General features: G+C 72.3%; 9 protein-coding genes. 4 read left to right on the top strand and 5 right to left on the bottom strand.

The features are described 5' to 3' along the window. Positions 1–141: 141 nt before the first annotated feature. Both GT755_RS38175 and GT755_RS38180 read left to right on the top strand, forming a co-directional pair. Positions 142–1257, top strand: coding sequence for a sensor histidine kinase (locus GT755_RS38175; protein ID WP_161484422.1), 1116 nt, complete (start codon positions 142–144; stop codon positions 1255–1257). Next, on the top strand, positions 1254–1919 hold the full coding sequence (locus GT755_RS38180; protein ID WP_161484423.1) for a response regulator: 666 nt from the start codon (positions 1254–1256) through the stop codon (positions 1917–1919). The genes GT755_RS38175 and GT755_RS38180 overlap by 4 nt, the downstream gene beginning before the upstream one ends. A gap of 9 nt (positions 1920–1928) precedes the next feature. Here the strand turns inward: GT755_RS38180 and GT755_RS38185 are convergent, their stop codons facing one another. Further along, entirely contained in the window at positions 1929–2582 is a 654-nt protein-coding gene (locus tag GT755_RS38185; RefSeq protein ID WP_328794761.1) for a DUF998 domain-containing protein, read from the bottom strand. 126 nt (positions 2583–2708) lie between these two features. On the opposite strand from GT755_RS38185, the gene GT755_RS40850 reads away from it, so the two are divergent. Continuing rightward, complete coding sequence (locus GT755_RS40850; protein WP_161484424.1) at positions 2709–5894, top strand: BTAD domain-containing putative transcriptional regulator; 3186 nt, start codon at positions 2709–2711, stop codon at positions 5892–5894. Here the strand turns inward: GT755_RS40850 and GT755_RS38195 are convergent. Together GT755_RS38195 and GT755_RS38200 are read right to left on the bottom strand one after the other, a co-directional pair. Next, a complete protein-coding gene (locus GT755_RS38195) occupies positions 5866–7614 on the bottom strand; it encodes a cellulose binding domain-containing protein (protein WP_328794762.1) in 1749 nt (582 codons plus the stop codon). The genes GT755_RS40850 and GT755_RS38195 overlap by 29 nt on opposite strands. Before the next feature lie 91 nt (positions 7615–7705). After that, the gene (locus GT755_RS38200) at positions 7706–8728 is read right to left on the bottom strand and encodes a LacI family DNA-binding transcriptional regulator (protein WP_161484425.1); all 1023 of its coding nucleotides are present in this window, start codon (positions 8726–8728) and stop codon (positions 7706–7708) included. Between the two features lie 456 nt (positions 8729–9184). Here GT755_RS38200 and GT755_RS38205 point away from each other — a divergent pair, with 456 nt between their 5' ends. Further along, positions 9185–10630 (top strand): endo-1,4-beta-xylanase, encoded by a 1446-nt coding sequence (locus GT755_RS38205; RefSeq protein ID WP_161484426.1) that lies wholly within the window; start codon positions 9185–9187, stop codon positions 10628–10630. Between the two features lie 201 nt (positions 10631–10831). Here GT755_RS38205 and GT755_RS38210 read toward each other — a convergent pair whose 3' ends face one another. After that, positions 10832–11734 (bottom strand): ankyrin repeat domain-containing protein, encoded by a 903-nt coding sequence (locus GT755_RS38210; protein ID WP_161484427.1) that lies wholly within the window; start codon positions 11732–11734, stop codon positions 10832–10834. A 382-nt stretch (positions 11735–12116) separates the two neighbouring features. Next, positions 12117–12292: non-reducing end alpha-L-arabinofuranosidase family hydrolase (locus GT755_RS38215; protein WP_268903658.1), on the bottom strand; the 176-nt coding region annotated here is incomplete at its 5' end.

Raw genomic sequence — 12292 nt, forward strand, 5'->3', positions numbered from 1 at the left:
CCGGGCGTTAGCGTGACCCATCAAGACCTCCGTGCGTGGGTGAAGCGGCAAACTCCACTACGCCCGGAGGTCTTCTTCATGATCAATCACCGATCGCCATGTGTCACCAAGATCTCGGCCAAGTACAGCTAGGCTCGTCGGATGCCGGCCAGAAGGGACATACTGCTCGCCGCGCTCCTCACGCTGCTGGCGTTCGTGCCGACCGTGTCGGTCATCGGGGCCGAGATCGGCGACCTGCCCAAGCGCCCGCCCGACGCCCTGTCCGTGGCCGTGACCCTGGCGCTGACCGTCCCGCTGACCGTCCGCACCCGATGGCCCGGCACCTGCCTGGTGGTCGTCGGCGGCGCGTTCGCGCTGCACCAGGCGCTGGCCCTCCCCTCGACGTTCGGCACGGTCGGCCTCTACGTGGCGTTGTACAGCGCCGGGGCCCACCAGGCGCGGCTGCGCCGGACGACGCCGGTCGCGGCGACCGCCGCCTACGTCCTTCTGGCGGTGGTGCTCCACCTGCTGGGCTCGCCGCAGCGGATCCCCGACTTCGTCGCGTTCTCCCTGGTGCTGGCGGTGACCTGGACGGCCGGAGCGGAAGTGCGCCGGCGGCGGGCCGAGGAGGCCGAACGGCGGCGCCTGTCGGCGGAGGCGGCCGCGGTCGCCGAACGCACCCGGATCGCCCGCGAACTGCACGACGTGGTCACCCACCACGTGACCGCGATGGTGGTCCAGGCCGACGCCGCCCAGTACCTGCTGCGGGGCGCACCCGACCGGGCCGGCGAGTCGCTCACGGCGATCAGCGGCACCGGCCGCCGCGCGCTGACCGAGCTCCGTGCCCTGCTCGGCGTCCTGGAGGCCACCGGCGGGCCGGCGGCCGACCGCACCCCGGCCCTCGGCACGGTGGGCGACCTGGTGGAACGGGCCCGGTTGTCCGGCCAGCCCGTCGAGTGGACCGAGCACGGCCACCCGCTCGCGCGGAGTGTGGACGTCGAACTGGCCGTCTACCGGGTCGTCCAGGAGGCGCTCACCAACGCGCTCAAGCACGCGGCCGGGCACCTGACCGCCGTGCTGGTCCGCCACGGCGACACCCACATCGAGATCGAGGTCACGACGGAGGGCCCCGTCGCGGCGGGTGGCCAAGGCGGTGGACGCGGCCTGGCGGGGCTGCGTGAGCGGCTGCGGCTACTCGGCGGCGAACTGGCCGCCGGGCCACGCCCCGGAGGCGGGTTCACCGTCCACGCGCTCATCCCGTCGAGGAGTGACACGTGATCCGGCTGCTCGTGTGTGAGGACCAGGCGCTGGTGCGCGCCGGATACGTGACCATCTTCGACGCCCAGCCCGACATGGAGGTCGTCGGCGAGGCGGCCGACGGCCGCGCGGCCGTGGAGGCCGCCCGGCGGCTGAACCCGGACGTGATCGTGATGGACATCCGGATGCCGGTCGTGGACGGCATCGAGGCCACCCGGCGGCTGGCCGGCCCCGGCGCCGCGAACCCGGCGAAGATCCTCGTCGTCACCACCTTCCACGTCGACGAATACGTCTACGAGGCCCTCCGCGCGGGGGCGAGCGGCTTCCTGCTGAAGGACGCCCACCCGGCCGCGCTGATCGACGGCGTGCGCACGGTCGCCGCGGGCGACTCCCTGTTGGCCCCCGCCGTCACCCGCGCCCTCATCGGCCACTACGCCGAACGGGTGCGCCCCGCCTCCCCGCCCGGCGCGCAGGTGGTGGACGTCCTGACGCGTCGCGAGCTGGAGGTGCTCAGGCAGCTCGCCGCCGGGTTGTCCAACGCGGAGATCGCCACCCGGTTGTCCATCACGACGGAGACCGTGAAGACCTACGTGTCCCGGATTCTGACCAAGCTCGACCTGCGCGATCGGGTCCAGGCCGTCGTCCTGGCGTACCGGACCGGGCTGGTCTCCGACTCACGGTGATCCTGGCGATCAGGCCGTGACCGGGCGTCTCCGCAGCGCCGCCCCGGCCAGGGCGAGGCCGATCAGGAACGGATAGACGACGCCGCGTTCGACCAGTCCGATGAGGAGGCCCACGCCCGATTCGAGCAGGGCCATGTAGCCCGCCAGCGAGACCAGGCCGATCACCCCCGCCGCGACCAGGACCCGGCCGCGCCTGCGGGACAGCCCGAGGAGCCGGTGCGCCGTGCCGAGGAGCACGGCCAGGACGTTGCCGCCGACGAACGCCGAGAAGGCGCCAAGCCCGTGGAAGTCGGTCGCGGTGCTCGTCGTGTCGCCCGACCCGGGGAAGAACGCCAGGACGACGCCCCCGGCCGCCAGCAGCACCCCCATCGCGACGATCGGCAGGCGGCGGCGGCCGGGCAGCCCCCTCAGCAGGACCACGCCGGCCAGCGCGGCGAGGCCGAACAGGAAGAAGCCGGTGTTCATCACCCAGGCGAGCGGCGAGTACATGTACTGCCCGAACGCCGTCGTGGGGCCGTGCACCCCGAGGTTGCTGATGAAGTGGTGCGTGTAGCTGTAGGGCGGGTCCGTCCAGGCCGCCGCCGCGACGAACTCGGCGGTGAAGTAGACGCCGGCACTGGCCATGAGCGCCGCCCCGGCCGCGCGGCTCTGTACGTCGGACACGGTTCCTCCTGAGGTCCGGAAGTGGTCTGCGAAGACTGGGGCCGGCCGCTCACACGGCGCTGTCACGGCGCTCGTACGGCCGCCGCCCGGTTTGGGACCTGCGGAAGAGCACGCGAAGATGGGCCGATGGACGAGGGTGCGCGACTTCGTGTCACACTGCTGGGCACGCCGCGGGTGTCGCGCGGCGGGGCCGTCCTGGCCGTGCCGGGCGCGCGGTTGCGGGGCCTGTTCGTCCGGCTGGCGCTCGCCGGGGGCCGCGCGGTCGAGCCCGGCGTCCTGGTCGACGCCGTCTGGGGAGCGGAGCCGCCGGCCGTCCCCGCCCACGCCCTGCAGACGCTCGTCTCCCGGCTGCGCCGCGCCCTCGGTCCCGCCGACGTCGTCGTGTGGGCGGCGGGCGGCTACCGGCTGGTGGTCGACCCCGACGACGTGGACGTGGTGCGCTTCGAGCGGCTCGTCGCCACCGGCCGGGAGAGGTTGTGGGCCGGTGAGCCGCAGGCCGCCCGCGCCGCCCTCGCCGAGGCCGTGGCGTTGTGGGGCGAGCGTCCCGGCGCGGAACCCGCCGTCGTCGCGTCGGTCGCGCCCGCGGTCGCGACCCGGTTGGCCCAGATGTCGATCGAGGCGGTCGCCGACCTCGCCGACGCCGAGACCTCACTGGGGCGGCCCGAGCCGGCCGCCGCCCGGCTGACCGCGCTGCTGGCCGAGCAGCCGGTGCACGAGCGGGTGGCCGCGTCGCTGCTGGACGCGCTCGCCGCCCAGGGACGGCAGGCCGAGGCGCTGACCGTCTACGAGCGCACCCGCCGGGCCCTCGCCGACGTCCTGGGCGCCGATCCAGGCACCGCCCTGCGGGAGCGCCACCTGCGGCTGCTGCGCCCCGGCCGGCCGGCTCCGAAGCCGTCCGCGACCACCTTGCCCGCGCCTCTGACCAGCTTCGTCGGCCGTGACGACGAGTTGGCCCGCCTCGACGCCCTGCTCGGTGGCGGGCGCCTGGTCACGGTCGTCGGGCCAGGCGGCAGCGGGAAGACCCGGCTCGCGCTGGAGGCCGCCCGCCGCCGCGAAGAACCCTGCTGGCTCGTCGACCTGGCGTCCGTGACCGAACCCGCGGAGACCACCGCGGCCGTGCTGGCCGCCGTCGGACCGCGCGGCCCGATGTTCGACGCGCGCACGCGCGTCGAGGGCGACGAGCTCGACGTCCTCGTCGGCGAACTCGGCCGCCGCGAAGGCCTGCTGCTGGTCGACAACTGCGAGCACGTGATCGACGCCGCGGCGCACCTGGTCGTGGCGCTGCTGTCGCGCTGCCTGCGACTGCGGGTGCTCGCCACCAGCCGCGAACCCCTCGCGGTCGACGGCGAGACGCTCCTGCCGCTGGCCCAGCTCGCGCTGCCCGCCCCCGAAGACGACGTCGGACGGGCCAAGGAGACGGCCTCGGTGCGCCTGTTCACCGAGCGGGCGGCCGCCGTGCGGCCCGGATTCGACGTCGACGAGACCACGCTCCCCGACGTCGTGCGCGTGGTGCGCGGCCTCGACGGGCTGCCGCTGGCCCTCGAACTGGCCGCCGCCCGGCTGCGGACGCTGGCACTGCCCGACCTGGCCGACGGGCTCACCGACCGGTTCCGGCTGCTCACCACCGGCAGCCGCACCGCGCCGCCCCGGCACCGCACGCTGCGTGCGGTCATCGCCTGGAGCTGGGACCTCCTCGACGACCACGAACGCACGGTCGCCGAACGGATCTCCATCCTGCCCGGCGGTGTCACCGCCGCCTCGGCGACCGCCGTCTGCGCCGGCACCGCCGTGCCCCCCGCCGAGATCCCCGGCCTGCTCGCCGCCCTCGTCGACCGGTCGCTGCTCCAGCTCGCCACCGGCCCCGGCCGCCACCGCATGCTGGAGACCATCCGCGAGTACGGCGCCGACCGGCTGGCCGCCACCGGCGACCTCGACACCGTCCGCGACCTGGCCGCCGCCCACTTCACCGAGCTGACGGCCCGCCACGACCCCCTGTTGCGCGGGCCCGGCCAGCTCACGGCCATGCGGGTCATCGGCGCCGACTACGACAACACCCTGGCCGCCCTGCGCCACCGGTGTGCCGCCCCCGACTCCCCCGGCGCGATCGCCCTCGCCCTCAACCTGGTCTGGTACTGGCAGATGTTCGCCCGCCACTCCGACGCCGCCCACTGGCTGGGCGAGGCGCTGGCCGTGCCGGGCGGCGGGCCGTCCGCCGAACGCGACTGCGCCCGCGCCGCCTACCTGCTCAACCGGGCCGACGTCCTTCCGGAGGTCACCGGCGAGGAGGCCGCCGACCCGGCGGAGACGCGGGAACTGGCCGGCCGGCTGCTCGCGCACGCCGGGCTGGCGGGTCACCACCGCGTGTTCGGCGCGGTCCTGCTGTTCCTGCACGACGCCGAGGCCGCGCTGCCGGTCTTCCGGCGTCTGGCCGAGGGCGACGACGTGTGGCTGGCCGGGCTGGCCCACATGTTCCAGGCCGAGATCACCGAGAACGCGGGCGCGCTCGACCGCGTGCGCGTCCACGTGGAGGCGGCCCTGGCCCGCTTCCGGCAGGCCGGCGACCGCTGGGGCCAGGCCGCCACCCTGCCGATGCGGGCCCGGCTCCGCCGCTACGACGACCTCGACGGCGCCTTCGCCGACCTGCGCGAGGCCGGGAGGCTGGCCGGCGAGTTCGGCTCGCTCAACCTCGGCGACCGGATCCGCGGCGACCTGCGCTGGATCGACCTGCACCTGCGGCGCGGCGACGCCGACGCGGCGCTGGCGCTGATCGGCGCCGCCAGGGAGCGCGCGTCGTCGACGGAGCCGCTGGTCATGATCGACGCGTGTGAGGCCGGCCTCCGGATCCGGCTCGGCGACCTCGACCGGGCGGACGCCCTGCTCGGCACCACCGCCCTCCTCTCGGACCACGCCCGGACGTCCGTCGAGAACACGCGGGCCGCCCTCCGCCTGGCGCGGGGCGACCCGGACGGTGCGGCCGAGGCGCTGCGAGAGGCGCGGGCGGCGGCCCTGGCGACCGGTGAACTGCCCGTCCTGTCGCTCGTGGTGGTGACCACGGCCGCGCTCGCCGAGGCGCGCGGGCGGCGGCACGAGTCGGCAGTGCTGCTGGGCGCCGCCGCCCGGCTGCGGGGCGCCCACGACCACACCGATCCCCGGGTCCGCGAACTCACCGACCGGGGCCGCGCCGCACTGGGCGAAGAGGAGTTCGCCTCGGCGTACACGCGCGGCTGGGCGATGGACGCGGGAACGGCCGCCACCGCCGCCGCGCGGGTGATCCGGGAGGAGGTCAGACCACGGTGCAGGGAACGCCGTTGAGGGTGAACGCGCCCGGTTCGGCGGTGTTGCCGGTGTGGGTGGCCTGGAAGCCGACGTCGATGGTCGCGCCGGGGGCGAGGGTGGCGTTGTGGCCGACGTTGACCGCGCTGACCTGGCCGCTGGAGGGCGAGTAGGTCGCGTTCCAGCCCGACGTGATCGCCTGCCCGGAGGGCAGGGTGAAGACCAGCGTCCAGCCGTTGACCGTGGACGAGCCCGTGTTGGTGATGCTGATGTTCGCGGTGAACCCGTTGTTCCAGGCGTTCATCGTGTACGCCACCCGGAACTGCCCGGTGCCGCTGGGGCTCGGCGTCGGCGTGGGGGTCGGGGTGGGGGTGGGCGAGGGTAGGGGGCCGCTGCTGGTCACGAAGGTCGTCACGCTGCGGGCGGGCAGGGTGACCGTGAGGGAGCCGTTCGTCATGGCCGTCGCCCCCTGGGGCGCGACGTTCCGGCTCGCGTCGGTCACCCACGACGACGCGCTGGTGGCGGTGCTGCCCGCGATGGTGAACTGCTGGCTCACCGCCGAGGTGTTCTTGTTGATCGCCACGATGACGACCGTGCTCCCGTTCCGGTACGCCGACACGTAGACGTTCGACGCGGGGGTGGCCGTGGCGCCGATGCGCACGTAGCCGGGGCGGACGAACCGGGCGTAGTGCGCCATCATCGCGCCGCGCTTGCTGATCTGGCCGTCTTCACGCATGGGGCCGTAGCTACGCCGGATGTACCACCAGACGTACATCTGGAACTCCGCGTCGACCATGGCGCGGTGGATGTGCTCTCCCACGTCCAGGGCCTGCGGCCACAGGTCGGCCGAGTCGCTGCTGTTGGGGTAGTAGACCTCGGTCATCCACAACTCCTTGCCCGCGCCCCGCTGCTGGAACAGCGGGTAGGGGAAGTTGGAGTAGGACGTGCCGTAGAGGTGGGCGCCGATGACGTCCACGTTCGCGAGCGCGGCGGCGTCGTTCAGGATCGGGTCGGACATGCTCTTGACGTACTGGAACGACTCGGGCGCGATGACCCGGGTGGAGATCGAGCCGGCGTTCTCCCGCAGGAAGCGCAGCATCTCGGCCGAGGTCCACCACGTCCAGTCGTGGGCGTAGTCGGGCTCGTTCTGCACCGAGATGGCGTACAGGTTCACGCCGTTGTTGCGCATGTGGGTGGTGAAGTCGTTCAGGTGCTGGGCGTAGGCGGCGTAGGCGTTGTACCGCAGGCGCTTGGCGTTGGTCTGGCTGCCCCGGGTGAAGGTCTCGATCATCGAGGCCGGCGGGTTCCACGGCGAGGCGAAGACCAGCACGCCCAGTTCGGCCGCGCGCCGGGCGGTGGCCAGGTCGCGGCTGAAGTCGGCCGAGCTCTCCGGGACGGGGATGCGCAGCACCGAGAACCCCAGGCGGCCCTCGCCGGTGCCGAACGCCGTCTCCCGCTGGGCGGCCGTCAGGTCGCCGATCCAGGCGGCGTGGGCCATGCCGCCGAAGCCCCGGATCGTCTGCCGCTGCGTCGAGGGGTCGATGACGGCCGTGGCGGCCGCCGCCTCCGACGCCCCCACGACCGTCGCCGCCGCCGTGATCACCGGCAGGGTTCCCATCGTGGTCAGGAGGGTTCTGCGGCTCAGCAGGCTCCGCCCGCTGCTCTCCGGGTCGTGCTGATCGTCCATCATCTCGTCTCCGGCGTCGTGCTGGGGGTCGTGTTCCCGCACACACGAACGCCCGATGACGAGAAGCGTCAAACCGGACATCGAGCGACCGGCCGACACGCTGTGCGAATCTTCGGGGGGTCCTGAAAATTTCACCTGCACGCGCAGGTGGACGACCGAAAATTCAGCCTCTCGGCACCGCCGTGCTGCCCCGGACCATCAGCTCGGTGCCCAGTTCCACCCGCCGCTGCGGCAGCGGCTCCCCGGTGGCCAGCTTGACCAGCATCTCGGCGGCCGTGGCCCCCATCTCCATCAGCGGCTGCCGGACGGTCGTGAGCGGCGGGTTGGCCCACCTCCACGTGGCCACGTCGTCGAAACCGACCACGCTGAGGTCGTCGGGGACACGCAACCCGAGCTCGTGGGCGGCCCGGTAGACGCCGATCGCCATGCCGTCGTTGGCCGTGAAGACCGCGGTCGGCGGGTCGGCCAGCTCCATCAGCGCGCGGGCGTGCACGACCCCGTCCTCGATGTGGAAGGACCCCCGGCGGATCAGGGCCGAGTCGACCGGTATGCCGGCGGCGTCGAGGGCGGTGCGGTAGCCGTCGAGGCGGGCCCGGCTGGAGAAGGCGAGATCGGGGCCGGTGATCATCGCGATCCGGCGATGGCCGAGTTCGAGCAGGTGACGGGTGGCCTCCAGGCCGCCGCTCCAGTTGGTCGCCCCGACCGACGGCACCCCCCGGCCCGGGTCGCCCGCCGGATCGAGCACGACCAGGGGCATGTCCCGCGTGGCCAGCAGCAGGCGCTGCTCCTCGGTCGGGCCGGAGAACACCGTGATGATCCCGGCCGGACGACGGCCGAGCACCTCCTTGATCCACCGCTGACCGGGAATGTGCCGTCCGCCCAGCTCGGAGACGATCACGTTCACGCCGTGGTGCTCCGCCGCCGTCCTGACGCCCTTGACGATCTCCATCGGGTATTCACCGGCCAGTTCGTGGAAGACGACCTCCAGCAGGCCGGCCGGCTTGATGCGCCGCCGCTGCCGCCGCAGCCCCCGCTCCTGGATGAGCCCCTCGACCAGGGCCCGGGTCCGGGAACCGACCTCGGAACGGCCGTTGACGACCTTGGAGACGGTGGCCACCGAGACTCCGGCCAGCCCGGCGATCTCGGCGAGGGTCAGAGCGTCGGCGGAGGGCTCGGTCGAGGTCATGCCGGAAAGTTTACGGGTTGTGTTTCGGCCGTTGATGCCTTCGTTTCCGCTGATGTCCCGCCCTGCGCGGCATCTGCCAGCGGCCGTTGATGGAACAATGTTCTGAAAATTATCGAGTTGGATCAGAAACGTTTCGCTGACCAGGCACACTCTCCTGCGCCGAGGGGCGGTGCGAGCCGGGAGACAGTCCTGGGTCCCGCCGAAAGCAAAGGTCGCCAGCAGGTGGTTTCGGTGAAATTTTCACCTGCACGGACGATCTACGTCCGGGTCGATTGCCCAGGCCGGGCCCACCTCCCCGGCGATCGCTCGGGGAGGTGGGCGGCGACGCCTCGTTGACCGGGTTCGGACCACCGGGGTGTACTGCGCGACAACGCACCTCGCCAGGGCGTCACGGAGAAATGTTTGCGATAACACGGCTTCGTGGCCACGCCTTCGAACCCCCTCCAAGGAAGCGGCATGCTCCCACCTGCGATCCTGACCATCGCTCCGTCAGTCCGCCGAACGCTCGTCGTCGCCGTCGCCGCGGCCCTCGGGGCCGGCGTCCTGGCGGTCACACCCCCGTCCGCCTCGGCCGCGGCCGACACCCTGGGGGCCGCCGCCGCCCAGTCGGGCCGCTACTTCGGCGCCGCCATCGCGGCGGGCCGGCTCAGCAACACGACCTACGTGAACATCCTCAACCGGGAGTTCAACCAGGTCACCGCCGAGAACGAGATGAAGTGGGACGCCACCGAACCCTCGCGCAACAGCTTCAACTTCAGCAATGGCGACCGGATCGCCAACCACGCGATCGCGCGCGGCATGAAGATCCGCGGCCACGCCCTGCTCTGGCACCAGCAGCAGCCGACCTGGGCGCGCGGGATGGAGGGCTCCGACCTGCGCAGCGCGATGATCAACCACGTCACGCGGGTCGCCACCTACTACCGGGGCAAGATCCACTCCTGGGACGTCGTCAACGAGGCCTTCGCCGACGGCGGCAGCGGCGGACGCCGCGACTCCAACCTCCAGCGCACCGGGAACGACTGGATCGAGGCGGCCTTCCGGGCCGCGCGGGCGGCCGACCCCGGGGCCAAGCTCTGCTACAACGACTACAACACCGACGGGATCAACGCCAAGAGCACCGGCATCTACAACATGGTGCGCGACTTCAAGCAGCGCGGCGTCCCGATCGACTGCGTCGGCTTCCAGTCCCACCTGGGCACCTCGATCTCCGGTGACTACCAGGCCAACCTCCAGCGCTTCGCCTACCTGGGCGTGGACGTGGAGATCACCGAACTGGACGTCGCGCAGGGCTCCAACCAGGCCAACATCTTCGCGACGGTCACCCGCGCGTGCATGAACGTGCGGCGGTGCAACGGCATCACGGTGTGGGGCATCCGCGACAGCGACTCTTGGCGAACCGGCGAGAACCCGCTGCTGTTCGACTCCTCGGGCAACAAGAAGGCCGCGTACACCTCGGTGCTCAACGCCCTCAACGCGGCGACCCCCACCCCGAGCCCGACGCCCACGCCGACCCCCACGCCGAGTCCGACCCCCACGCCGACGCCCACCCCGACGCCCACCCCGACGCCGACGCCGACCCCCGGCGGGCCCTGCCGGGTGAGCTACGCGGTCAACGCGTGGAACACCGGCTACACCGCGGCGATCACCATCACCAACACCGGCTCCGCCGCGCTCAACGGCTGGTCGCTCGTGTTCACCCTGCCGTCCGGACAGGCCATCACCGGCGGCTGGAACGCGACCTACTCGCCGTCGACCGGTCAGGTCACGGCCAGGAACCTGAACTACAACGGCTCCATCCCGGCCGGCGGCTCGGTGGACATCGGCTTCCAGGCCACCCACACCGGCAACACGGCCGCCCCCTCCGCCTTCACCCTCAACGGGAGCACCTGCTCCCGCGCCTGACCTCCCGGCGGGGAGACGCCGTCCGCCCGGGATCGGGCCGGGCGGACGGCGACCCGGGGGCACGCAGCCCCCTCGGCAAGACCACCGACGGCCAGCCGGGCCCGCCACTGCAGCCCGCATTCGCCCCCCGCCGACCTTCACGGCCGTGCCGCAGCCCTCGGACGCCCGCCGCCCTCATGGCGAGAGAATTCCGCACGTCGGCTATGTCCTGGGAACGACGACAAGCCGTTTCGGGGCTTCGAACAGCCAGGCTTCCTCCACCTGGACTCCGGTCAGCAGGGTCCCAAGCGCCAGCCCCTTGCTTCCGCCGGTCGCCGAGTCGTCAGAGCTGTCGTAGAAGCGGCACAACCACTCCTCGGTCGTGGTCTCGTCATCAGGGTCCTGGAGAGACTGGAAGAGCCGGGTATTGCCGCCGTCACGCCAGATCTCGATGCACGTGTCGACGTTCACATTGGTGGAGACCGCCACCACCGGCCCGGGCGAGCTGAGTGGCCCCCACATGTGCCCACTACCCGGCCAGGTCCCGACAAGGTTGAGCAGCGCGACACCGGATCCGCCGGGCGGTGTGCCCAGCCAGTACGCCTCGTAGCCGACCCCGGGGAGCGCGCGGCGGTAGTCACCGCCGTCGGTGATCGGGCAGTCCGCCGGGTCGAGCCCCAATCGGCGGATGGCCGTGTCCTCATCGATGCCGGCGACGAACGCGTAGCTCTCGCCTTGTGCCCGGTATTTCGACCAGGTCGCGTAATGCGCGACCACCTCATCGGCCCGCCGCTGGCGACGCATCCACGCGGGATCGACGGGAGGCGCACCGGGGATATCGGCGAACAGGTCGGCCAGGGGCCCGGTGAGCGCGACCGAACCCGCCGAGCGACCCCCGATGACCGACCGCCACGGATCGACTCCGGCACGCAGCAACACGCTGACGATGTCCCGGTTTCCACGCCGTACCGCCAGCCAGAGCGGCGTATGGTCCAGGAAGAGCGACTCGGCGTCCGCCCCGCGCTTGAGGAGAACCTCCACGTCGTCGGAATCGCCGTCGAAGATCGCGTCATGGAGGTCCTCGTTGAGGGAATCTCCGGACCGGTTCGATTCGGAATCATTCATCACGTGGACCATCCTGGATCAGGTCAGGCCGACGATGACCGAAACGTCGATCGCACGCGGGTCAGCCGCACTCGCTGTGCGAGGACGGACGCGGTCAGGTCGTCAGGTCGTCGCCAGACTGACTGCCCGGGGTAGTTCGGCGAGTCTGGGGGTCGTAGATCAAGGTGCCCCGAGGAGCACGACTGACCTCGCCCGTGGGCACCTTCTCACGGGCGATCATCTCGATGAACCCTCTCCCGTCGATCGCATCGCGTCGGCAGCGCCGGACAGGGCACGTTCCGTGAGCAGCCTGACGGCCGGCAGATCCGCGATCTGCCGGCCGTCGTGGTCGTATCGGTGGTGGGAGCGTCCCAGCCGGACCCGCCGCCGTACGAGAAGGAGGTCAGCGCTGGAGGGTCAGCAGGCCCGGCCGGTAGGGCAGCAGGCCGTATTCGACGCCGTTGGAGCTGGGGCTGCGGCCCTGGTAGAGCAGCTGCAGGTTGCACGGGTCGACCGTCATGGTCTGGTCGGCGCTGGTGCGCAGGAGCTCACCGTGGCTGATGTCGTTGGTCCAGGTCG

Source organism: Herbidospora solisilvae, assembly GCF_009901565.1.
In the GTDB taxonomy this organism is placed as follows: Bacteria; Actinomycetota; Actinomycetes; order Streptosporangiales; family Streptosporangiaceae; genus Herbidospora; species Herbidospora solisilvae.